We start from the raw sequence: 23,992 nt of genomic DNA, 5'->3' as shown, positions 1-23,992 counted from the left end.
CCTTAAACACTCCGTAAGGGTGGATTCATGACGCAACACAGTCCCTATCAAAGCTTCTCCGCGGTTCCGCCGCGGCAGGGGCTTTACAACCCGGTTCAGGAAAAGGACGCCTGTGGCCTGGCCGCGGTCGCTACCCTGCGCGGTACCGCCGGACACGACATCATCGAGCTGGCCCTGCAGGCCCTGCGTAACCTCGAGCACCGCGGTGCGATCGGCTCGGACGCCGGCACCGGTGACGGCGCCGGTCTGCTGAGCCAGGTCCCCGACGCCTTCCTGCGCGAGGTCACCTCGTTCGACCTCCCCGAGGCGGGGGAGTATGCCGTCGGTATGGCCTTCCTGCCCCAGGACGCCGCCGAGCGCGCCACCCAGAAGGCCGCAATCGAGCAGATCGCCGCCGAGGAAGAACTCACCGTGCTGGGCTGGCGTGAGGTTCCCACCGACCCCGAGCACCTCGGTACGCTCGCCCGCGAGGCCATGCCCGCGTTTGAGCAGCTGTTTGTGCGCGTGGAAACCGAGATCGCCCACCACGCTCCCGAGCCCCAGTTGCACGAGCACTCACCGATCGAACCCGGCGCCCCGGAGGAGGTGAACCCCAGCCCCACCAAGCTTGTCTCCAACCTCTCCGCGGCCTCCACGGCCACCTCCTCGATCCCCACGATCACCACCCCCTCGTCGAGCGCCTCGATCCCCACTCCCGCGCGCTCCGAGGACATTCCTCCCGCGGTCCCCACGACCGCCGCGCGTCCCGCCCGCCCGGATCCCCTTTTGCTGGATCGGCTGGCCTACCGACTGCGCCGTCGCGCCGAGCATGAGCTCGGTGCCTACTTCGCCTCGCTGTCGAGCCGTACCCTGGTCTACAAGGGCATGGTCACCACGCTCCAGCTTGAGCCGTTCTACCCCGATCTTTCGGATGCCCGTTTTGCCTCCAAGCTCGCGCTGGTGCACTCGCGGTACTCCACCAACACCTTCCCGTCGTGGCCGCTCGCGCAGCCGCTGCGCATGCTCGCCCACAACGGCGAGATCAACACCGTGGAGGGCAACCGTAACTGGATGCGCGCGCGTCAGTCTCAGCTGGCCAGCGACCTGCTTGGCGACCTCTCGCCGCTGCTGCCCATCTGCACCCCCGGCGCCAGTGACTCGGCCTCGCTGGATGAGGTGTTTGAGCTGCTGACCCTGTCGGGTCGCTCGATCACCCACGCGATGACGATGCTGGTGCCCGAGGCTTGGGAGAAGAAGGCCGGGTTGGATGACAACCTGCGCGCCTTCTACGAATTCTCGGCGCTCCAGATGGAGCCCTGGGACGGTCCCGCCGCGCTGACCTTCACCGACGGTACCCAGGTGGGTGCGACCCTCGACCGCAACGGACTGCGTCCGGGACGCTGGCTCGAGACCACCGATGGCCTGGTTGTCCTCGGCTCCGAGATTGGTATCCTGCCGATCGCCCCCGAGCGCGTGGCCCGCAAGGGACGCCTGCGTCCGGGCCAGATGTTTGTGGTGGACACGGCCGAGGGCCGGATCATCGAGGACACCGAGGTCAAGAAGGGCCTGGCCGAGTCTGAGCCCTGGGCCAAGTGGCTGGAGACCGAGCAGATCACCCTCGAGGACCTGCCCGAGCGCGAGCACATCGTGCACACCGCCGCCTCGATCACCCGCCGTCAGCGCACGTTTGGGTACACCGAGGAAGAGGTGCGCATCCTGCTGGCCCCGATGGGTCAGAACGGTGCCGAGCCGCTCGGTGCGATGGGATCGGACACCCCGATCGCCGTGCTGTCAGACCGCCCGCGCCTGGTGTTTGACTACTTCACCCAGCGCTTCGCCCAGGTGACCAACCCGCCGCTGGACGCGATCCGCGAGGAGCGGGTCACCTCGCTCTCGATCGGTCTGGGACCCGAGCACAACCTGCTTGAGGACGCCCCCGCACACGCACGCCGGGTGATCCTGAAGTTCCCGGTGATCAACAACGATGAGCTGGCCAAGATCCAGCACATCGAACCCGAGGACCTCTCCAGCGCGCCCGCCGAGCTCGCGGTGACCATCCGTGGTCTCTACCGCTTCGACCGCGGCGAGAACGCGCTGCGCGACCGCCTGGACGAGATCCGCGCCGAGGTGGACACCGCGCTGGCTCGTGGCGCCGAGTTCCTGGTGCTGAGCGACCGCGAGTCCACCAAGGACCTGGCCCCGATTCCCTCGCTGCTGCTGCTCTCGACCGTGCACCACCACCTGGTGGAGCGGGAGAACCGCATGCGGGTGGGCCTGATCGTCGAGGCCGGTGACGTGCGCGAGGTGCACCACGTGGCCCTGCTGATCGGCTACGGCGCCACCGCGGTGAACCCGTACCTGGCGATGGAGACCTGCGAGCACCTGACCCGCACCGGTGTGATCACCGGCATCACCCCCGAGCAGGCCGTCAAGAACGTGATCTACGCCCTGGGTAAGGGTGTGCTGAAGATCATGTCGAAGATGGGTATCTCGACCGTGTCCAGCTACGCCGGTGCCCAGGCCTTCGAGGCCGTGGGTCTGTCCCAGGAACTCATCGACGGCTACTTCGGTGGCACCGTGAGCACCCTGGGTGGCGTGGACCTCGGTGTCCTGGCCGCCGAGACCATGTCCCGGCACAAGAGCGCCTACCCGGACAACTCCGCCGAGCGGGTGCACGAGCGCCTGAACACCGGCGGCGAGTACCAGTGGCGTCGCGACGGTGCCCCGCACCTGTTCAACCCCGAGACCGTCTTCAAGCTGCAGCACGCGACCCGATCGCGCCGTTACGACATCTTCCGCGAGTACACCGCCCTGGTGGACGAGCAGAACGAGAAGCTGATGACCCTGCGCGGCCTGTTCCGCCTCGAGGGCCACGGCCGCACCCCGGTGCCGCTGGACGAGGTGGAGTCCGTCGCCGACATCGTGAAGCGCTTCTCGACCGGAGCGATGAGCTACGGCTCGATCTCCAAGGAGGCCCACGAGACCCTGGCGATCGCCATGAACCGTCTCGGCGCCAAGTCGAACACAGGTGAGGGTGGCGAGGACACCGAGCGTCTGCTCGACCCCGAGCGTCGCTCCTCGATCAAGCAGGTGGCCTCGGGCCGCTTCGGTGTGACCAGCATGTACCTGACCCACGCCGACGACATCCAGATCAAGCTCGCCCAGGGTGCCAAGCCCGGCGAGGGTGGTCAGCTGCCGCCGACCAAGGTCTACCCCTGGGTGGCTCGGACCCGTCACGCGACCCCCGGTGTCGGCCTGATCTCGCCGCCCCCGCACCACGACATCTACTCGATCGAGGACCTCAAGCAGCTCATCTTCGACCTCAAGCGGGCGAACCCCGCCGCGCGCATCCACACCAAGCTGGTCAGCCAGGCCGGTATCGGTGCGGTGGCCGCGGGTGTGGCCAAGGCGCTGTCCGACGTGATCCTGGTTTCGGGTCACGACGGTGGTACCGGTGCGTCCCCGATGAACTCGCTCAAGCACGCGGGAACCCCGTGGGAGCTCGGCCTCGCCGAAACCCAGCAGACCCTGATCCTGAACAACATGCGTGACCGCGTGGTGGTGCAGGTGGATGGTCAGCTGAAGACCGGCCGCGACGTCATCATCGGTGCCCTGTTGGGTGCCGAGGAGTTCGGTTTCGCGACCGCCCCGCTGGTGGTGTCGGGCTGCATCATGATGCGTGTCTGCCACCTGGACACCTGCCCGGTGGGTGTGGCCACCCAGAACCCGGTGCTGCGCGAGCGCTTCACCGGCAAGCCCGAGTTCGTGGTGAACTTCTTCGAGTTCATCGCCGAGGAGGTGCGCGAGTACCTCGCCGCCCTGGGCTTCCGCACCCTGGACGAGGCCATCGGTCGGGTGGACCTGATCCACGCCGGAGATGCCGCCGCCCACTGGAAGGCCCGCGGACTGGACCTGGACCCGCTGCTGTACAGTCCCGAGACCGAGCAGGCCCTGCGCGGCATCCGCACCCAGGACCACGAGCTGGATGAGCACTTCGACAACCAGCTGATTGCACACGCCCGTGCGGCCCTGGAAAACGGTGAGCCGGTGGCGATTGATCTGCCGATCAACAACACCGACCGCGCCGTGGGCACGATGCTCGGCCACGAGGTGACCAAGCGTCACGGCGAGGCCGGGCTGCCCGAGTCCACCATCGAGGTTGCGCTGCACGGTACCGCCGGTCAGTCCCTCGGTGCGTTCATGCCCGCCGGAATCGCGCTGCGCCTCGAGGGTGAAGCCAACGACTACGTGGGTAAGGGACTCTCGGGTGGTTTGATCACCCTGCGTCCGCCGCGCGAGGCCACCTATAAGGCCGAGGAGTCGGTGATCGCCGGTAACGTGATCGGCTACGGCGCCACCTCGGGCCAGATCTTCCTGCGCGGTGTCGTGGGCGAGCGCTTCCTGGTGCGTAACTCCGGGGCCACCGCGGTGGCCGAGGGTGTGGGTGACCACGCACTGGAGTACATGACCGGCGGCGAGGCCCTGATCCTCGGACCCACCGGCCACAACGTGGGTGCGGGTATGTCCGGTGGTGTCGCGTACATCTACCGTCTGAACCCCGAGGCCGTGAACCCCGACGCCCGCGAGAGCGGCGAGCTGGGTGTGCACCCGCTGGACCGCGCCGATCAGGAGCGCCTGCGCGAGCTGCTCGGCCGTCACTTCGAAGCAACCGGTTCGCCGGTGGCCGAGGCGATCCTCGCGGACTTCGAGTCCGCCTCAACCGAATTTTCTAAGCTCGTACCGCGCGACTTCGCCGCGGTACAGGCCACCCGTGCCCAGGCCGAGACCGAGGGTCTTGACCTGGACGGCGACGTGGTTTGGGAGCGCATCCTGGAGGTGACCCGTGGCTAACCCGCGCGGATTTATGGAGACCACGCAGCGCGAGACCGCTGCCCGCCGCCCGGTGTCGGTGCGAATCATGGACTGGAAGGAGGTCTACGACAAGCGTGATGGCGCGACCGTGGCCCGCCAGGCCGGACGCTGCATGGACTGTGGTGTGCCCTTCTGCCACCAGGGCTGCCCGCTGGGAAACATCATCCCCGAGTGGAACGACCTGGTGCGTCGGGGCGAGGGCCACGCGGCCATCGAACGCCTGCACGCAACCAACAACTTCCCCGAGTTCACCGGCAAGCTGTGCCCGGCCCCCTGCGAGAGCGCCTGCGTGCTGGGGATCAACCAGCCCGCGGTGACGATCAAGGAGGTCGAAGCCTCGATCATCCAGGACGCCTGGGACAACGACTGGGTTCAGCCCCAGCCGCCCGAGCGCATCACCGGCAAGACCGTGGCCGTGGTGGGTTCGGGCCCCGCGGGCCTGGCCGCCGCCCAGCAGCTGACCCGCGCCGGTCACACCGTGGCCGTGTACGAGCGTGAGGACCGCATCGGTGGGCTGCTGCGCTACGGCATCCCGGACTTCAAGATGGAAAAGGGCGACATCGACCGCCGCCTGGACCAGATGCGCGCCGAGGGCACCCGGTTCCGTGCCGGCGTGAACATCGGGGTGGACCTGACCTGGGAGGCGCTGCGCAAGCGCTTCGACGCCGTGGTTGTGGCCACCGGTGCCACCATCCCGCGCGATCTGCCGATTCCGGGTCGTGAGCTGTCGGGTGTGCACTTCGCGATGGACTACCTGGTGCCGGCCAACCGTGCGGTGGCGGGGGAGACCCCCGAGAACCTGATTGACGCCCGTGGCAAGCACGTGGTCATCCTCGGTGGTGGCGACACCGGTGCCGACTGCATCGGAACCGCGCACCGTCAGGGCGCCGCGTCGGTGACCACGCTGGCGATCGGCAAGCAGCCGGGGACCGAGCGCTCGGATGCTCAGCCCTGGCCGACCATGCCGACCCTGTTTGAGTTCCAGAGCGCGCATGAGGAGGGCGGTGAGCGGGCCTACCTGGTCTCCACCGTCGAGTTCCTGTCGGACGAAGATGGGAATCTGTGCAGCATTCGTGTTGCCGAGACCGAGTTCGTGGATGGGCGGCGTGTCCCCAAGGCCGGGACCGAGCGTGAAATCCCCGCGGACCTGGTATTCCTTGCGCTGGGCTTCACCGGGACAGAGGGCGACACGGTACGCGACCAGCTCGGGCTTCCGATCGCCACACAGGGTAACCTGGAACGAGACAATGATTACCGGACCAACCAGCCCGGGGTCTTCGTTGCCGGTGATGCCGGCCGCGGTCAGTCGCTCATCGTATGGGCGATTGCCGAGGGTCGTGCGGCTGCCGCGGCGGTAGATCGCTACCTGGAAGGCACCAGTTCTCTCCCAGCCCCGGTGCACGCTCATGAGCGGGCGCTCTCGCTGTAATCACCCCAGCCGCGGCATGTGCCGCAGAAGTTTGGAGCTCTATACCCATGAGACGCGCAAAAATTGTCGCGACACTTGGTCCGGCCACGAACACGTATGAGAACATCCGCGCGATCCTTGAGGCCGGCGTCAACGTCGCTCGGATGAACCTCAGCCACGGTGACTACTCGGTCCACGAGGCCGTGTACACCAACGTGCGCAAGGCCGCCGCGGACCTTGGTCACCCCACCGCCGTTCTGGTGGACCTGCAGGGACCCAAGATCCGTCTGGGCAAGTTCGAGGGTGGTCCCTACGACCTCGCCGAGGGCGACGTGTTCAAGATCACGACCGACGACATCATCGGCAACAAGGACATCTCCTCCACCACGTTCAAGGGCCTGCCCGCGGACGTGAAGGTCGGCGACCCGCTGCTGATCGATGACGGCAAGGTGGGCCTTGAGGTCACCGCCGTGGACGGCAACGTCGTCACCACCGTCGTGACCGTGCCCGGTCCGGTCTCGAACAACAAGGGCATCAACCTGCCCGGCGTTGCCGTGAACGTGCCCGCACTGAGCGAAAAGGATGAGGCCGACCTGCGCTGGGGCCTGAACCTCGGTACCGACTTCATCGCCCTCTCCTTCGTGCGTGACGCCAAGGACATTGTTCGTGTTCACGAGATCATGGACGAGGAGGGTCGCCGCGTTCCGGTGATCGCCAAGATCGAGAAGCCGCAGGCAGTGGACAACCTCGAGGAGATCATCGAGGCCTTCGATGGCATCATGGTTGCCCGTGGTGACCTCGGTGTGGAGCTTCCGCTGGAGGCCGTGCCGATCGTGCAGAAGCGCGCCATCGAGCTGTGCCGTCGTGCCGCCAAGCCGGTTATCGTCGCCACCCAGATGCTGGAGTCGATGATTTCGAGCCCGCGTCCGACCCGCGCCGAGACCTCCGACGTGGCAAACGCCGTACTCGACGGTGCCGACGCGGTCATGCTCTCGGGCGAGACCAGCGTGGGTGCCTTCCCGGTGATCACCGTGGCCACCATGGCACGCATCGTGGAGTCCACCGAGGAGCACGGCCTGGAGCGCATCCCGGCCCTGGGCAGCAAGCCCCGCACTCAGGGTGGGGCCATCACGGCCGCCGCCGCCGAGGTGGGCGAGTTTGTGGACGCCAAGTTCCTCTGCGTGTTCACCGAGACCGGTGACTCGGTTCGCCGGACCTCGCGTCTGCGCAGCCGGATCCCCGTACTCGGCTTCACCCCGCTGGAGTCGACCCTGCGTCGCATGCAGCTGAACTGGGGTGTCGAGGGTCGTCTGATCGAGACCGTGACCCACACCGACGCCATGTTCGGCCAGGTGGATGACGCGCTGCTGGGCGAGGAAATCGCCGAGCAGGGCGACAAGGTGGTTGTGATCTCCGGTTCGCCCCCCGGAATCTCGGGTTCGACCAACGACCTGCGCGTGCACCGCATCGGTGACGCGGCCAACCAGGTTGTTCCGGCGTACGAGAAGTAGAAACGCCAGCAGTGACGGCCCCGGGGGTTTCCCCGGGGCCGTCCCGCTTTTAACGCCCTCGGCCCCGTCCCGCCGCCCCCGTGTAGGGGATATTTTTGCGGGGCGCATATGGGTAGTGTGCGGTCATGACCACCAGTGATGCCGCCCCCGTTCTCATCCCCGCGGGCACCGTGTTTTCGCCCGCGGACATCACCTTCTGGGCCGACCGGGATAACCGGAGCCTCGAACAGGCCATTTCCGAGGCGGATGTGCTGGTGAGCTGTCCACACTCGGGCGCGGCCATCCCCGCCGAGATTTCACGCTTTTTGGCCCCCGAGTTCACTCGGCGTCTCCAGTACGATTTTTCCGACGTGGCGACCTCGGCAATCGTGCGTCGCTGGGCCGAGATCGATCCCCGCATCGTCTATGTGGAGAATCCGCATCCGCGCCTGATCCGCGATCCCAACCGCAAAAAGCCCGAGGACCCGGCGGCACTGCTGGCCGAGGCGATCGGACGGGTGCGGACGGCCGGCGCGTATCAGCGGGCGGACCTGACCGGGGTGGACGCGATCCGCCCGGTTACCTTCTCCTTCTATCCGCTGCTGCGGGTGCCCAGCACCGAGGAGGAACTCTCCGAGCTCACCTCAACCTTCGAGGCCGTGGCCGAGCAGGGCCTCGGTGTCTATGAGCGCACCCGGGACGAGCTGACCGAGCGCTTCATCGCCGCCGCCTATGCGCGCGCAGCGGCCGGGGGAGACGCGCGGTTTACTCGGCTGAGTTTCCACGACACGATGAACACCACCACTACCCGCGAGGGTGCCGTCAACGTTGAGCGGGATCCGGCGGACCGGCTGCCGCGCGTGGTGGCGCTGTCCAACCGCGGCGATCACGCGGGTAATCCGCGTCCCGAGGGGCCGGTCACCATGAACCCGGTGCGCCTGCGGATGCTGGCCTCGGCTCACCGCGAGGCCTTCGCGGTCGAGCGCGCCGAGGATGTGGCCCTCAATCAGCCCTACCTGGGCAGCCAGGAAATCATCGCCGCGGGGGAGCGCTTCGCCCGCGAAACCGATGCGGCGCAGGCCGGCGTGCACCTGGATGCGGTCCAGGCGGAGTTCCTGCGCGAGTTCCTGCTCGGCGACGCGGCGGCCCGGGTGCTGCATGAGCCGGGTACCGGCTGGATCACCGAGGACCCGGAACACGTGGACCGGATCGCCCACGCCTGCCGGGCGGCCTGGGATCGGTATCGGGACGCCTAGCGTGCCGTTTGGTGACCAGAATCCCGAGCGAGCACGTGTTTTGCGCGTCTAATCCTTTCCCGAATACACACGTGAAATCAATGCATCAGTGTGCTCCAAGACACTGATTTTGGAGAACCGCTAAGTGGGTGCTGACATACTGGGCGCTAACCTCTTGATAAGTGCTTTGGGTTGTCCTACACCACGTGCAACTGCGTTGTTGCCCGAGATTGTTGTAATCAGATCGGTACTGTTGCGTGCGGTTTCCTCCTGCACTGATCATCACCATAGAACTCGGTGCGGCACGGAGTTCCTGCCACACTCGGTCATGGGCGGGGTTTGCAGAAGCGTGGTGAGGGGCCGAACTAGCCGCGAGTCCTTGGACCACCCTGTCCAGCCCGAGGGGACTGAAATGGTCGAGCCACTGCCCATCGGTATCGCTCCAAATAGTTGTTCCTCCTGGGTAGCTGTGATTGTTGTCGCCCCACAACAGGGTGCTGAGCGCACGACGGTTCTGAACCGTGACACGGGTGAGCGCGTACACATTTGGTAGGCCGGGAGGAATCGTAACTGCGAGGGGCAGGGGCGTTTCCTTTCCGTTTATTACGGTGGCAGTTCCTGCTTGACCTTGCGTCTCCCAGCTTCGCGACGCAGTAGAAAGTGCTAGGTCAATCGAGAAGAACCTCAAAATGACCGAATGTGTCTTCGCGGTTTCAAAAATCGCTATCAGTGCTTTTGCGCGCCGCTTTACACGTCTAATAATCTCTTTCAAGTTTTTCGCGCCGTACCAATTCGTGTCCTCACCGTTTTCATCGATAATTGAAAAGCCGTCCGGGTCAGTGAATTGGACGTTGTCCCACGAGTCCATGATTTCACTGGTCTGCCCAAGAAAATTCGCAGGGAATGAATTGTCCGCACTAGCGGAATTTTCTTCCAAGACCTGTGCCGCGATCATCTCTTCAACGACAGAAACACTGACCGATTCTTGGCTTTCTGGAAGCAAAGAGCCCCGACGTGTTTCATTGACCACTCGAAGTAGTATGGCCCACTCGACTGGAACCCAGAGTTCACGTAGAAAGCCAGTTGCTGCGGAGATTAGCTCGACAGCTCCTTGTATGTGGTCCTTGTCGTCATGACTGAGAACCAGTATTTGTGGGCCATGTTTGCCCGCTTTTTTGCCTGCATCCTTACTCCCGCCAGCATCAACAGCAACTACCGCTCCGTCCAATTCTCGCTTCCAAATAAAACACTCGCCGTGCCCTGGACCCGCCCCGTCCGCAACAATCGCTATTAGCTCATTCGTCAAGTGGAAACTCCAATCAGTTCGAACGATGATCTAGCCGTGGCTAGATCGTAAAATGGCTCGCCCGCCAGCAATTCCGCGAGCGGAAAAATCATGGCGCGAGCATCCTCGGATGCCGTGTCAGATAGTTTCGCTAGCCCCAGAGCAATCCGAAGCCCGCACCGGCGATGATCGTGAAGCCGGCCAGCACCAGGGTGGGCACAAAGAACGAGTGGTCCACGAGCTTGGTGCCGAGCTTGGTCGAGCCGGTGTAGTCGAAGTTGGCGGCGGCGATCTGCGAGCCGTTGGTGGGCAGCAGGTAGATGCCGGCAAACGCACCGGCCCACATGCCCGAGAGCAGGCCCAGCGGGATGCCCGCGGCCAAGCCGATGGGCACCACCGTTCGGGTCGCCGTGGACTGGCTGGTGGTCAGCACACAGACCAGGAAGATGCCCAGCGCGAAGATCCAGGGCCAGTTACCCACCCAGCCACCCACGGTGTCCGCGATAACCTGCTGGTGGGCGCCGAGGAAGGTGTCGGTCAGCCAGGCCAGACCAAACAGGGCGATCGCCGACACCATACCGGCCTTGAACACGGTCATCGTGGGGATCTCGGCCACCTTGGGGCGCGCGACCAGCAGGATCAGGGTACCCACCACAAACATGACGATCTCGATGATCGGGGTCATCGCCAGCGGGACCTGGCCCGGGGCACCGTCGACCAGGCCGGGGACCAGCGGACGCAGATCCTTGAACAGGCCGAAGATCACGATCACCAGCACACCACCCAGGAAGATCAGGGCCGCGTTGCGTCCCTTGGCGGTGGGGGCGACGTCGGCATGGGAGAGCGGTCCATCCTGCTTGGGCGCCTCGAACTTCCCGGCGGCGATCCGCGCCTGAATCTCCGGATCATCGGCGATGTCCTTGCCCAACCGCGAGACCACAAACGAGGCCAGCACGATCCCCACCACGGCCGCCGGGAAGGTGACCTTCACGATATCGATCAGCTCGTAGCCGTAGGCGGGTGCGTCGGTCAGGGTGACCATCGCGGCCATGGCCGCGGATACCGGACTACAGGCCAGCGCGACGCCGGTGGCCACCACCGAGAGCGAGAGCGGGCGCGAGGGGCGAATGTTGTTTTTATAGGAGAGGTCCTGGATCACCGGGAGCAGCGGATAGAGAATATTCGAGGTTCCCGCCCCCGCCGAGAAGAGGAAGGACACCAGCGGTGCCACCAGGGTGATCTGCTTGGGGCTGCGCGAGATGAGCTTGGCGGCGACCCCGACCATCCAGTCGATGCCGCCGGCCGCCTGCATCATCGAGGAGGCCAGCACCACCGAGAGCACGATGAGCAGGGCATCCACCGGGGGAGAGCCCACCGGTTCCCGGAACACGAAGACCAGGATCGCCACACCGGTGCCGCCCCAGAGCCCCAGACCCACGCCACTGGAGCGGGTTCCCATGATGATGGCACCCAGTACCACCAGCAGTTCCAAGATGAATGTGACGGCTTCCATAGTGCTGCGTCCTCTCCCGGCTCCCGCGCGCACGCGCGGCAGAATCTGCGCTCAGCCTAGCGACGCGCGGACACAAATTGGGTAAAACAATCAACCCAGAACGGGGACGTGTGTCGGGCCTGTTTCGCGCGCTAATGTGGGAGGCAGCCTTCGTTTTTTCGACTACCCGATCGAGAATTACGGACGTGGGCACCCGAACGCCGCACCCCCCATACCCATGACTCGAGGGGCGTGGCACACCCGAAGGATCCCGATGCGAACTCTTTCCCCGCCTCGGCTGCAATTCGACTGGACCCCCCAGGCGGCCGAAGTCCTGACCTCTTTTAGCGACCCCTCCCACCCCCGCGCCCTGGCCCTGCTGGGCCCCACCGGCTGCGGCAAGACCGCCATCTCCAGCCTGGTCATCGCCGAGCTTGGCGAACCCTACTCGGTTCTGCGGATCCGCGGGGTCTCCTTCGGCAGCGACAGTCCCTACCTGGCCATCGCACACCTGGTGTCGGGGACCGTGAGTCCGGCCGATACCCCGGTGAGCGTGCTGCGTCGCCTGGACGAGCGGCTCCGTCAGATTTCGGCCGATCGACCGGTGCTGCTGTACATCCAGAACTTTGAGCTGCTCGATTCGGCCAGCGCCGCCGTGCTGTCCACCCTGCTGGGGGCGGGCGAGTTCTCGGCACTGATCACCTGTGGGCCGGTGGAAACCCAGGCATCCCTGATGGGGGTGATCGCCGGCGGCATGGTAGAGCCGGTCGAGATTCGTCCGCTGTCCATCCGCACCGTACACAGGATTCTCGAGGCGGCGCTCCCGGGAACCGTGCCCTATCCGATTGCCGAACGCCTGACCCGGGCAGCCGCCGGTAACCCGGTGCGCCTGCGGGTGCTGGTGGAGCAGGCCCTGGCGGTGGAGGGACTGCAGTTTCGCGATGGCGTATGGTCGCTCAGCGGCGATGCGGCACTGGGCGAATCCGGTTCGCGTACGGACACCGCATTCCTCGGGGTCTATGAGCTGCTGGGAGAACACGAACGATTTGCGATCAACGCGCTGGCGGTGTTTGAGCGGCTGAGTATCGCCGGGTTGATGGATATTGCGGCCCACGCCAATCTGGAGCAGCTTGAACGCGCCGGGCTGATCATTATCGAGGGGGAACCGCCCCGCTATCGCCTGGCCTCAAGCACCGTGAACGCGTCCTTCCTGCGCTCACTTAGTCCCGATCTGGTGCGGGATCTGTGGCGGCAGTATGGGCAGCGCGTCCGCGCCCTGGAGGATACCCTCCACCCGGCCGCGATCCTGCGTGCCACCCGCGGTGGCGTGCGGGTGACGCGGGATGAACTGTACGCGGCGGCATTTACCGCCACCGGCGACCAGCGCCCCGATCTGAGCGATCTGCTGCTGGACCAGCTGGGTCCCGACACCGCGGAGACGTTTCTGATCCGCGCGGGAAATGCGCGCCAGCGGGGAAACATCCAGGCCTCCGAGGAGTTCGCCAGTCGCGCGGCGCTGGTCGCGACGGTGAGCGCCGAAGCCGCGCAGGCCCGCGCGCTGCACATCCTGAATGCGCTGGAGGATCGGGCCCAGGTTGCCCAATCCGAGCAGCTGTTGGAGGCATTTACCCGGTGGCAGCGTGAGCATGCCTCCACCGACGCGGTGGCCCTCTCGCTCGTGGTCTACTGCGACATGCTGATCGCCTCCCATCGCGGTCGTTGGCAGCGGGTGCGCGAAATCGCCGAGGAAAAGCGATTTTCTCGGCTGACGCCGGCCATGACCAACGTGTGTTTGATGCTGGTGGCCGAGGCGCTGTGTGTGCAGGGTCTCCAGAATGAGGGGATCGCGCTCGCGCGTCGAGTGTTCCCGGACACACTCAACCTGGTCTGGTTTGAGCTGCGCGACACGTCGGTGATGGCCATGTGGCGGGTGCTGCAGGTGCGCGGGGAATGGGACGAGTGCCGTCACCTGGCCGCCGTGCTGCGCGAGCGTTTTCCGCAGGCAGGCAGCACGTATGCGGCGGTGGGGGAGCTGGTCGATGGGTTCCTCGCGCTCCTCCAGGGACGAACCGAACGGGCCGAGCGTCCGATGCGGACAGCCCGCGCACTCTTTGCTCAGTTAGATCCCGCGGAGGGGGCCGAACTCGGGCGCGCGATGGAACCGCTGTTGGCCGATCCCGCCGCCCTGCCCTCCACGGATATCGAATTTGATCTCCAGGGTGTGCCGCGTCCGCTGGTGTTTTTGGGGGAGACGATCATGACCCGCGCCCATGCGGAGGGGCTCGACCTGCCCGCGGCGATCCTCACCCTCGTCGCCCAGGCCGATGCCCACCATCTGCGCGCCGAGTTCGGCTATGAGGTGTTCCCCGCCGCCGGGCTGATTCGCCTCCTGCTGGGTGCCGATCCGGGCACCTTGGCCTCAGCCGCCGAGAGTGTTCGGCGTGCCCGCACCGTTATTTCTCGGGCGCTGCGCCACAGCTCGGGTCCACTCTCGCGCGCGTGTGCGGCGTTTGAAATCGGCCTTGACCGGCCCGATGTCTCGGGTGCCGTGCGGGCGGGAAATCGGCTGAGCGACATGCTCGGGCTGGGTGCGTTTGTGTATGTCGGTGCGGGTGAGGCCGTGGGGGCGACATCCGAAACCACCGTGCCCGAGAACGAGCCCGAGGGGCTGTCCGAGCGGGAGCGGCACGTGTTTGCGGCGCTGCGGGATGGTCTGCGTAATCGGGAGATCGCCGCGATCCTGGGGATCTCCCCGCGCACCGCCGAGGGACACGTTCAGCGGCTGTACCGTCGCCTGGGGGTGCGCTCGCGCACCGAATTGCTCGCCGCCTACCCGGTCGAGGGCCGCGGGGTTACCTCGATCGATCCCGGGTCTGCCACTCAGCCCCTCGCCGCGGTGACCCAGCTGCGAGGTCGTGCCGGATGAACAATGTGATGGAGGGTGCCGAGGTTCGCGATGCGGTGATTATTCGTGATCGCGCGGTGAGTGTGCTGCGCGAGCCCGCGAGCGCCGGGGTGTGCCTGGTTGCCCCCGGTGCCATCGGCCTCCCGGATCTGGCGCGGGAAACCTGTGCCGCCGCGGGGATCGAAAAAACCATGCGGGTGGTGGGAAACCGCAGCCTGTCCGATGTGGCTTACGGCGCCCTGGCTCCCTTCCTCGGACCGATCCTGGATACCCCAGATCCCGACGCCCTCACCGCGCTTTCGGGATTCCGCGGCGAGATCGAGCGGCGCCGACAGGGTGCGCCGTTTGTCATTATCGTGGAGCAGGTTGAGCTGTTGGATTCCGCCAGCGCCGGCCTGCTCGCCCAAATTTCGATCGAGGCCTGGGTTCACCTGATGATCCTGGCACCGGGTGCCGCCCGTATCCCGCGCGATCTGCGGGCGCTGCTACTTGAGGGGCAGCTGGTTGAATTCTCGATGACCTCGCTCAGCACCGACGGCGTCATCGCGTTCGCGCACAGCCGCCTCGGGGGCATCGTCCCGTGGGCGGTGGCCGACCGCTTTGTCCGAATGGGGGGCGCCGCCCCGCAGATTCTTGAGGGTGGGCTGCGCGAGAGTGTGCGCACCGGGGCGCTGGTCTCCACCGAGGGCGTCTGGCGTCTTGTGGATGAGCCGAGGCTGGGGTCGGCGAGTGTCTGGCAGCTGCGTGGGATGCTCGCCCAGTTGGGCCCCGATGAAACCGACGCACTGAGCGCGGTGGCCCTGGCCTTCGCGATCCCCGCCAACCTCCTGGGTGAAATCTTCGGGGGTGACGCCGTGCGCGCGTTACGGGCGGCCGAACTGCTGGTGCCCATCGAGCGGGACGGGTCGGATGAGTCGGGGGAGGAGCTGCTGCGCATTCCCACCAACCTGATTGCCGTGGTGCTGCGCGAATCCCTGTTACCCTCGGCCAGTCGCGCGCTCTGGCAGCGGGTATTCTCCCGGTTGCCGTTGCCGCGGCTCCCCGAGTCGACCCTGCGCTATGTCGAGTGGACAATCGAGTGTGGCGGGGTGGTGGACACCCAGTCCCTCGGTGTTTTGGCCACGCTGGCCAATCGTGTCGGTCGGCCCGAACTGGCGCTGCGCGCGGTTGCCCTGGATCGAGAGACCCCGCGCTCCACGGCCATGCAGGTACAGCGCGCCCGGGCACACTTTTATCTGGGTGAATCCGCGGCGGCGCTCCAGATCATCGATGAGATTTTCATCGGCCCCGGCTCGTTGAACGATATTCAGCGCATCGCGACCCTGCTGGCACAGATCTATGTCACCACCGGACAGGGCTTTGACCGCATCGAGGTCATGCTGGATCGATGGACCACGATGGCCGAGGGCACCAACTATCACGGAGTGCTGGCCCAGCATGCCTGGGCGATGCGGGCCCCCGCCTTCCTGATGACCAGTGGGGACTATCGCGCCGCCCGCGCCGCGGTGGAACCGCTCCTGCAGCGATCGGGCAAAATCAGCGCCGAAACCGTGCTGATCGGCGCCCTCACCGGGGAGATCCTGGCGGTGACCGGCGACTTCGAGCGGTCGCTAGAACAGCTGGAATCCGCACTCGACCTGGTCATGCACACGGCGGAGTTGGCCAACTACGGGGGCTTCCTCTTTACCCGCATCGCGCTGGTGCAGTGCTCGTACGCCGACTGGGAGCGGCAGGATCGGCTCCTGGAACGCCTGGCCGAGGAGCAAAACGCCTGGATGGTTCGGCAGGGAGTTGTCGTCGAACTGCTGCGTGCGGTGCAAAACATGCAGGAGGGTGACTTTGAGGCCGGGGCGCGACACTCCCAGGCGGCGGTTGTCCTGGCCCGTGAGAGTGACCCCGAGCGCCTACGCCCGCTGGTCCTGGCCACCGCCGCGTTCACCGCGGTGGTCTGTCAGGATCTGGACCTAGCCGCCACCTACCTGGCCGAGTACGGCACCGTTGAATACGGGGGAACGCCCCTTACCGACACCCTCACGCGCGCATACGCGGCCTATGCGCGGTATCTGGTGGACCCGAGTCTCGGGCTTGATGAGTTGCGCGCTCTTGCCCGAGAAGCCGGGGAGCAGGGGCACTATCCCGCCCGCGTGCAGATCCTCCTGCTTCTGATGGATCTGGGGGACCGCGAGTGCCTGGGCGAGATGACGGAGATCACCGAGGGCGTCACCGATCGGATGGGTCGAGCCGCCCGTGCGTTGGCTCAGGCGCTGCGCACCGGACTCGCCTGCGACTTCGTGTATGCCGCGGAGATCGCGATCGAGTGTGCTCAGCACTACATCGCCGCCCGCGCCCTGACCAGCGCGTTCCTGGCCCTGCGCGTGGGTCCCGAACGCGCGCTGCATCGACGGGCTCTGGACGCTCTTTCCCTGCTGTCCCCGAGTGCCCGGGCGTTGGATCCGATGCTCAACGCCATGCGGGAGGCCACCGTGCTCTCCGATCGCGAGCGTGAGGTGGCGCGCCTGGTCGCGCGTGGACTCACCAGCCGGGAGATCGCCCGGGCGCTCTCGCTCTCGGACCGCACGGTCGAGGGCCACGTCCAGCGGGTTCTGCTCAAACTGGGGCTGGGCTCGCGCGAACGCCTTCTCGACGCGAACCTGGGCTTCATCGGGGACACCGCATAGGTACCGTGCGTCCCCACGACATTGACCGGCGTGCACCCAGATGGGTGCACGCCGGTCTTTTTGCGTAGGACAGGCGCCTCCAACGGGGGTCTACGCGGGCGGGGCACGTAGTTTTTGCGCCGTTAATGCGTAGGTTTGCGGCCCACCTACGTAGTTTTCTGAGGTCTCCCTGAACAAAACACGTAGCGATACGCATAGCACTACAAATTATCGCTTTCTAGATTGTTCCTAGTTGTGCGCCCCCTTGCACACATGAGTCAAAAGGAACGTTCGGTGAAGAACAGGAATTTCAGGATTGCGACGGCCGCCACGGTGGCGCTCGCGCTGATCGTGGGTGGTGCCTCACTGAGCGCCTACGCGGCCAGCGGCGCGGCAAGCCCCGAGGCTGCCCCCTCCGAGGCGGCACGCGCGGTCACCGCCAATGAGAACATTCGCGCGGTGGATGATGCCCCGGCGCAGGCCCCCGCCCCTCAGATCGGAACCGAGGCCCCGGCCGTCAAGCCGACTCGACCCGCCGAATCGACCACCCCCGCGGCGGCACCGACACCCGGGACCGCGAGCACTACCGCTCCCGAGGCTCCGGCCGAAACCGGTGCCGAGGCAACCGTCGAGTCCGCCCGGGCACCCCTCGCCGGGGAGTCTCTGGTGGCGGATGCGGGCGTTGTCACCCCGTTGGCGGCACCGACAGTGGTGCCGCCCGGCAGCAAGGCCGTGATCAACGTGCAGGTTGGTGGCACCCGTACCGCCGGTGGTGTGGTTGGACCGCAGCCGGGTGTGGGGTTGCGCCTGGTGACCCACAGCGGCGGACCCTCCAATACGCTGTATGCCCCCTGGGCAACCTGCACCTCCGATGCCGACGGTAACTGCGCAATCGTGGTGCCGTCCACCTTCACCTTCCCGCGTAACTCCAACGCTCCGTGGGTAGCCCTGCAGAACACCCCCGCGGGTGTGTTCTCGATTACGATGACGCGCACCGGCACCCAGAACACCGCCGTCACCACCCCCTATGCATTCCGAACCTCCTCGGGTGATTTCGCTCAGGGGCAGATCACCAAGTATCCGGCGGTTGGCTCCTCCGACTCGAGTGTGGCCCTGAACAGCACGGGAATCTTCCAGACCTCCCAGGACAACCCGTCGCTTGCCCCCAAGTGTGGGCTGAACATCGGCCTGCTGGTTGACCTGTCGTCCTCGCTCAGCGGCTCCCAGGCCGCCCTGCGCACCGCCACCACCGGATTCGTGGATGCCCTGACCGGCACCCCGACCCGCCTGGGCATCTGGACGTTCGGTACCAACTCCCCGGCCGCCGGTTCCTCCAACACCAACTCGGCGATGGTGAGCCTCGCCACCACCCAGTCCGCCGCACCGATCCGCACCAAGGCCAGCGGGCTCACCGTGCCCAGCGATTCGGGTACCAACTGGGATGCGGGTCTGCGCGCGATCACCTCGAGTTCCGAGGCGCTGGATCTGGTGCTGGTCCTGACCGACGGTGCCCCGACCTACCGGCTGAGCGCCGGTGGAGCGGTGAATGGTGTGGGTAACAACACCACCGTGGCCGACATCGAGGCCGCCGTATTTAGCGCCAACGCGCTCAAGGCCAAGGGCACCACCGTCATGGCACTGGGCATCGGTTCGGCCTTCACCGAGGCCAACATCGAGAACCTTAAGTCGATCAGTGGAACCCGCGAGGGCACCGACTTCCTGAAGGTTGCCGATTACACCGCCCTGAACGCACAGTTGAAGGCCCTGGCCGGCGCTCAGTGTGATGGCACCATCAACGTGGGCAAGACCGTAAAAACCGCCACCAATCCGGCCGGCTCGCCGGCCTCGGGCTGGACCATGAGCGTGACCAACGCCGCGGCCAATTCCGTCGCCCCCGCCTCCGCGGTGACCGGTGCCACCGGCGTGGCCTCGTTCAAGGTCAACAACCTGCCGATCGGCACCCCGCGCCCCATCACCATCGCCGAAACCCAGCAGCCCGGATACGTCCTGGAGCAGCAGGGTGGCAAGAACGCGGTGTGTACCCGCGCCGACACCAAGGCCGCCGTCACGGTGACTAACGTGGGCGACACGGGCTTCACCGTCGACGCGATCGCCAACACCTCGATCAGCTGCCAGATCGTGAATAAGGAGGTCACCGCGACGGTGACGGTCACCAAGAAGTGGATCGTCAACGGACAGAACTTCGCGCACGGTAGTCAGCCCTTCGGGGCGGCGTCCTACACGCTGAACGGCGCGGCCGCCCGCACCGACTTCGGAACCAAGCAGACCGGATTCACCGCCGGACAGAGCGTGACCCTGGCCGAGCCCGCCCCCACCCAGATCCCCTCGGGCTGCCGCCTGCTGGGCGTTGATGGTCTGGAAACCCGCATGCTCGTGGTTGGCGACAACGCCTTTCAGCTCACCAACCGGTTTGAGTGCACCAGCACGCTCCAGCTGAACAAGGTGGTGCGCGGCGGAACCGCTCAGCCCTCCGACTTCACCCTGAAGGCCACCCCCGGTGGTACCGGTATCAGCGGAATCAGCGTCGCCGTCAACCCGGGCACCGTGGTGCTCTCCGAGAGCGGTGGACCCAGCGAATACCGCCCGGTTGTGGCCGCGGGAACCACCCTGGTCCCCGGTGCCGTGGGCTCCTGGGTCTGTGAGCGCGATTCGGGTTCCGGATTCACCGGAATCGCCGACGGGCGCAACGGCTCGATCACCGTCGGATGGGGCGATAAGCTGCGCTGCACGGTGACCAATGAGGCCGCGACCCTGACCCTGTCCAAGGTTGTGCTGAATGGAACGGACACCCATGCCGTTCCGGGTAACTGGACGCTGTCGGCCCTCACCAAGCCCGGTGACGGCCCCGTGCGGGGCACCCACGTGACCGGATCCGCTCGGTCCACCGCGATTCCCTTCACGATCGCCCCGGACCGCGAATACACACTCGGCGAGATCGGACTGGTGAACGGATTTGTGCGGGCCTCGCTGATCTGCGATGACGGCACCCGCACCTTCACCCCCGAGAACGCCACCATCAAGGTCGCGGCCAACACCTCGCTGCACTGCGAGTTCACCAACGCCGCGGTGCCTAGACTGACGATCGTCAAGACCGGATGGGAACTCTCCGAGATCATCCCCGGCACCGGACCGATCGGGTCCCCGGTGATCGACACCTCGATCCCGCGGCCCTCGGGGAGCGAAGTCCAGTGGACCTACCGCGTCAGCAACACCGGCGCCCTGCCGATCGAGAACATCTCGGTCCTCGATAACAAGCTTGCGGCGAACGCCGTGAACTGCCCCGCCGCGAACACCCGCGACGATGGCACCCGATTCCTTGCGGCCGGCGCGTCCATGACGTGCTGGGCACGAGGATCCCTCACCCCGTAGTCACACTCCTCCTTCGCACCACCTCACATAAAGGAATCATCATGAAGATCTCAACTCGCGGTATCGTCGCCGGCGCTCTGGGCCTCGGGCTCCTGGCCGGCGGTAGCACCTTCGCCCTCTGGAGCTCCACCACCGACGCCGACGCCGGCACGATCAACACCGGTAACCTGCACGTCGCCGTGGCCGGTGCTCCGGTCTGGACCGACGTCTCGACCGACGTGGTGGGCGCCCCGGTTGCCATCCCCGACGCCACCAAGTTCAAGACCGTTCCCGGGGACACCCTGAACCGCACCCAGGACATCAACGTGACCCTGACCGGTGACAACCTCAACGCGACCCTGAATGTCACCTCGAGCGCCCTCAGCGCCCTGGATGCGCAGGGTGTGGCCAAGGCCGGAACCGGCGGGCTCACCGCGACCTACATCGTCCTGGACAAGAACAACCAGGCCGTTCCGCTGGTGAGCGGCACCCCCTCGGCTAAGACCGCGCTGGGTACCCCGGTCACCCTCAAGGTGCCCAAGAACACCGGCACCACCCCGGACACCTACACCGTGAAGATCGAACTCGCCTTCGATAAGACCGCCACCGACCTGACCTACGCCAGCGCGCAGGCGGTCCTGGGTAACGTCAACTTCTCGCTCGAGCAGAGCACCCGCGGCTAGTTCCACCCTCGGTGGGGTGGGCGCACCCCCTGCCCACCCCATCGCAGTACTCTCCTCAGTTTTGAAAGGCCCTGACCCATGAAACGCACCCTTGCCGCCGCCACCGCGCTGGCTCTCGGCGCCACGCTCGGCACCGCCGGCGCCGCGACCTGGGCCCTCTGGTCGCAGCAGACCGCCGTGCACGATGCCGTGACCATCGGCTATGCGGGATTCGCCGTCGGCAACCCCGGGGCAACCCCCGCGCAGATGGACCGCGCGGCAAGCCCGCAGGCGAACGTCACCTGGTCGGCCAGCTCGGCGCCCGGCGGGAACCCGATCACCGCCCTGCAAACCAAGAACTTCGCCGACGCGGTGATCCGGGTGGATGGCCAGTCGCAGGGCAACCGCGGGCTCGCCTATGCACTGCGCGGTGCCCACGTCACCGGCGGTGACACCACCCTGGTGGATGGTGCGCGCGTGCGCATCGTCCGGGCAAGCACGGCCGAGGGCTGTGCCCCGGCCCTCAACGCCGATGCCGGCACCCTCTATGAGGGGGCGCTGGCGGCCGCGCGGATTCCCGCGCGCGAGCTGGTTTCCTCGGCCTACAGCACGGCGGGTTGGGACACCCCGGAACACGAGTTCCTGTGCCTGCGCCTGAGCCGTCCGGTGGCCCTGAACACCACCTATACCAACATCGGATCCGCGAGCGGCACCTACACCAATCCCGAGACCGGTGCCCGGGTGAGTGTTTCGGGGGAGGATCGCTGGTCGATCGGCCTCGGCTACGACACCCGGGCGTTCCAGGCGAGCTTTGCCCTGGACTTCGGTTTCGAGACCTTCCGCGGTCGGTTCGCCGGATAGCCCATCATGTCCATCCTGATCACCCCCACCGAGCCGGGCACGGAGCGCCCCGACACCTCGCCGGACAGCCTCGAGCCTGGGAGCGCGTCCGGGTCCTCGAATGAGTCCGGGCTCGCGAGTGAGTCTGGGTCCTCGAATGAGTCCGGGCTCGCGAATGGGTCTGGGTCCTCGACCCGGCGCGGCCGTCGGGCATCCCAGACCGGGACTCCCACGCCCCCGCGCGGATTCTGGTTCGGGGTCAGGCGGGGGGCCGGGGCCGTGCTGCTCGCGCTGCTGGTCCTGGTCAGCGCCGCGGTCACCGTGGTTCCGCTGGTGATCGGGGCGGTGCCGCTCACGGTCCTGACCGGGTCGATGCAACCCACCATCCGCCCCGGCGACATCGTGGTGTCGGCCCCGGTCGAGGCGTCCCAGCTGAGCGTGGGCGACGTGGTCACCTTCCAACCGATCTCCAACGATCCCACCCTGATCACCCACCGCATTCGCTCGATGAGCGCGGGGGACTCGGGTGTGCGTCTGGTCACCCGCGGGGATGCCAACGGTGCCGATGACCCGGAAATCGGTGCCGATCAGGTCCGCGGACGCGTGCTCTACACGGTCCCGTATGTGGGCTGGGTCACCAACCTGGTGGGCGGCAACATCCGCGGCCCCCTCATCACCCTCGTCGGCCTGGGACTGGTCGGCTACGCAGTCTTCACCATTGTGCGTCGTCCCCGCGGCGCCACCGAAAGGAACACACCATGAAACGGATCACCGTTGCCGCCGTCGCGGGCGCCCTCGCCCTGACGGTTGCGGGGCCCGCCCTTGGCGCACACGCCGCCGACGAGATTGGGCTCGCCTGGGACGGACACTCGGGGTTCGCCGCGGAGCTCGACCGCCCGGTGTTTGTAACCCCGCGGGTGGTGCCCGGAGACGCCGACTCGCGCTCCTTCGTGGTGCGCAACCAGGGCGAAACCGCCGCGGTCCTCACCGCCAAGATTGTCAACGTACGACTCACCGGCAACCCCGCGGACGAGTACTACCGGGACTTCACCGTGAACAGCCTCCCGGTGATCGACCGCTTCGGCACGGACACCACGATCCTGATCACCCGCGTGCAGCCCGGCGGTACCGCCACGGTCGACCTTGACTACGATCTGCCCGAGGCTGCGGTGACCGGCAACTATCCGGTGGCCGACGAGCAGGCGGTCTCGGTGGCATTCGATGTGCGGCTGACCCTGGCAGGGGAGAGCCGAATCGATGGCCCGCCGGTCAGCCCCACGCCGACCCCGTCCGCGCCCACACCCTCCGAGCAGCCTCCGGTGGCAGGTCCGCCCGCGGCCGCCGGCCCCGGCACCCTGGTACGCACCGGCGCCGAGGGGTGGCCGCTGATCGCCGCCATCGGCGCACTCCTGGCCGGTGGAGGCCTGGCGCTTCGGCGGCGAATGAATGGTGCAGCCTCCCGGCGCACCCCCTAGAACCACCGCCGGTGGTGATCCGTGGTCGTCATGGGTCCCGAATCACCGCCGGCGTGGACCCCGCCCGCTCCGACCCCTGTCGGAGCGGGCGGTTTATTGTGCCCCGACAGTCCGTATGCAGACCGGTGTCGGAGCGGGCGGTTTGTGTGCCCCGACAGTCCGTATGCAAACCCGTGCCGGAGCGGGCGGTTTATTGTGCTCCGCCGGCATGCGCACGCGCGCGCATGCCGACGGGGGAATCGGGTCGGGGATAGGCTGGGCACACCGGTCATCCGGGCCCGCATCACGAGTGTCCAGGGCCCGCGGCCGAGGTAAGGAGCACA

General features: G+C 66.6%; 13 protein-coding genes. 11 read left to right on the top strand and 2 right to left on the bottom strand.

What is annotated here, in order from left to right; translation table 11 throughout:
• Window positions 1-27: 27 nt before the first annotated feature.
• The 4 genes from gltB to C7C57_RS08295 all read left to right on the top strand — a co-directional run bounded on the left by gltB (window position 28) and on the right by C7C57_RS08295 (window position 9,005).
• Complete coding sequence (gene gltB / locus C7C57_RS08310) at window positions 28-4,830, top strand: glutamate synthase large subunit (RefSeq protein WP_187976077.1); 4,803 nt, start codon at window positions 28-30, stop codon at window positions 4,828-4,830.
• Window positions 4,823-6,280, top strand: coding sequence for a glutamate synthase subunit beta (locus C7C57_RS08305; RefSeq protein WP_030143527.1), 1,458 nt, complete (start codon window positions 4,823-4,825; stop codon window positions 6,278-6,280). Before gltB ends, C7C57_RS08305 begins: the two co-directional genes overlap by 8 nt.
• 47 nt (window positions 6,281-6,327) lie before the next feature.
• A complete protein-coding gene (pyk, locus tag C7C57_RS08300; RefSeq protein WP_030143528.1) occupies window positions 6,328-7,770 on the top strand; it encodes a pyruvate kinase in 1,443 nt (480 codons plus the stop codon).
• A 125-nt stretch (window positions 7,771-7,895) separates the two neighbouring features.
• Window positions 7,896-9,005 (top strand): N-formylglutamate amidohydrolase, encoded by a 1,110-nt coding sequence (locus C7C57_RS08295; protein ID WP_187976076.1) that lies wholly within the window; start codon window positions 7,896-7,898, stop codon window positions 9,003-9,005.
• A gap of 85 nt (window positions 9,006-9,090) precedes the next feature.
• Here the strand turns inward: C7C57_RS08295 and C7C57_RS08290 are convergent, their stop codons facing one another.
• Both C7C57_RS08290 and C7C57_RS08285 read right to left on the bottom strand, forming a co-directional pair.
• Window positions 9,091-10,212, bottom strand: coding sequence for a hypothetical protein (locus C7C57_RS08290; RefSeq protein WP_223144729.1), 1,122 nt, complete (start codon window positions 10,210-10,212; stop codon window positions 9,091-9,093).
• Between the two features lie 208 nt (window positions 10,213-10,420).
• The gene (locus C7C57_RS08285) at window positions 10,421-11,782 is read right to left on the bottom strand and encodes an anaerobic C4-dicarboxylate transporter (protein ID WP_187976074.1); all 1,362 of its coding nucleotides are present in this window, start codon (window positions 11,780-11,782) and stop codon (window positions 10,421-10,423) included.
• A gap of 253 nt (window positions 11,783-12,035) precedes the next feature.
• On the opposite strand from C7C57_RS08285, the gene C7C57_RS08280 reads away from it, so the two are divergent.
• The 7 genes from C7C57_RS08280 to C7C57_RS08250 all read left to right on the top strand — a co-directional run bounded on the left by C7C57_RS08280 (window position 12,036) and on the right by C7C57_RS08250 (window position 23,669).
• Window positions 12,036-14,687, top strand: a complete 2,652-nt coding sequence (locus tag C7C57_RS08280) for a LuxR C-terminal-related transcriptional regulator (RefSeq protein WP_187976073.1) — start codon at window positions 12,036-12,038, stop codon at window positions 14,685-14,687.
• Window positions 14,684-17,344, top strand: a complete 2,661-nt coding sequence (locus C7C57_RS08275; RefSeq protein ID WP_187976072.1) for a LuxR C-terminal-related transcriptional regulator — start codon at window positions 14,684-14,686, stop codon at window positions 17,342-17,344. The genes C7C57_RS08280 and C7C57_RS08275 overlap by 4 nt, the downstream gene beginning before the upstream one ends.
• 273 nt (window positions 17,345-17,617) lie before the next feature.
• Window positions 17,618-20,713, top strand: a complete 3,096-nt coding sequence (locus C7C57_RS08270) for a vWA domain-containing protein (protein ID WP_187976071.1) — start codon at window positions 17,618-17,620, stop codon at window positions 20,711-20,713.
• 41 nt (window positions 20,714-20,754) lie between these two features.
• Window positions 20,755-21,375, top strand: a complete 621-nt coding sequence (locus tag C7C57_RS08265; protein ID WP_187976070.1) for an alternate-type signal peptide domain-containing protein — start codon at window positions 20,755-20,757, stop codon at window positions 21,373-21,375.
• Between the two features lie 78 nt (window positions 21,376-21,453).
• A complete protein-coding gene (locus C7C57_RS08260) occupies window positions 21,454-22,215 on the top strand; it encodes a hypothetical protein (protein WP_187976069.1) in 762 nt (253 codons plus the stop codon).
• Between the two features lie 6 nt (window positions 22,216-22,221).
• Window positions 22,222-22,956 carry a signal peptidase I gene (locus tag C7C57_RS08255; RefSeq protein ID WP_187976068.1) on the top strand — a complete coding sequence of 245 codons (735 nt, stop codon included), beginning with the start codon at window positions 22,222-22,224 and terminating at the stop codon, window positions 22,954-22,956.
• On the top strand, window positions 22,953-23,669 hold the full coding sequence (locus C7C57_RS08250) for an LPXTG cell wall anchor domain-containing protein (RefSeq protein WP_187976067.1): 717 nt from the start codon (window positions 22,953-22,955) through the stop codon (window positions 23,667-23,669). The genes C7C57_RS08255 and C7C57_RS08250 overlap by 4 nt, the downstream gene beginning before the upstream one ends.
• Window positions 23,670-23,992 lie beyond the last annotated feature (323 nt).

The organism is Mycetocola sp. JXN-3, from assembly GCF_014522285.1.
Classification (GTDB): Bacteria; Actinomycetota; Actinomycetes; order Actinomycetales; family Microbacteriaceae; genus Mycetocola; species Mycetocola saprophilus.
Note: the sequence above shows the minus strand (reverse complement) of the source record. Positions and strands in the feature narration are given on the sequence as shown.

What these genes read in the sequence shown, in the direction of transcription:
- C7C57_RS08295 (WP_187976076.1), top strand. Translation starts at nt 7,896, where the DNA reads ATGACCACCAGTGATGCCGCCCCCGTTCTCATCCCCGCGGGCACCGTG.
- C7C57_RS08260 (WP_187976069.1), top strand. Translation starts at nt 21,454, where the DNA reads ATGAAACGCACCCTTGCCGCCGCCACCGCGCTGGCTCTCGGCGCCACG.
- C7C57_RS08265 (WP_187976070.1), top strand. Translation starts at nt 20,755, where the DNA reads ATGAAGATCTCAACTCGCGGTATCGTCGCCGGCGCTCTGGGCCTCGGG.
- C7C57_RS08275 (WP_187976072.1), top strand. Translation starts at nt 14,684, where the DNA reads ATGAACAATGTGATGGAGGGTGCCGAGGTTCGCGATGCGGTGATTATT.
- C7C57_RS08250 (WP_187976067.1), top strand. Translation starts at nt 22,953, where the DNA reads ATGAAACGGATCACCGTTGCCGCCGTCGCGGGCGCCCTCGCCCTGACG.
- C7C57_RS08255 (WP_187976068.1), top strand. Translation starts at nt 22,222, where the DNA reads ATGTCCATCCTGATCACCCCCACCGAGCCGGGCACGGAGCGCCCCGAC.
- gltB (WP_187976077.1), top strand. Translation starts at nt 28, where the DNA reads ATGACGCAACACAGTCCCTATCAAAGCTTCTCCGCGGTTCCGCCGCGG.
- pyk (WP_030143528.1), top strand. Translation starts at nt 6,328, where the DNA reads ATGAGACGCGCAAAAATTGTCGCGACACTTGGTCCGGCCACGAACACG.
- C7C57_RS08280 (WP_187976073.1), top strand. Translation starts at nt 12,036, where the DNA reads ATGCGAACTCTTTCCCCGCCTCGGCTGCAATTCGACTGGACCCCCCAG.
- C7C57_RS08285 (WP_187976074.1), bottom strand. Translation starts at nt 11,782, where the DNA reads ATGGAAGCCGTCACATTCATCTTGGAACTGCTGGTGGTACTGGGTGCC.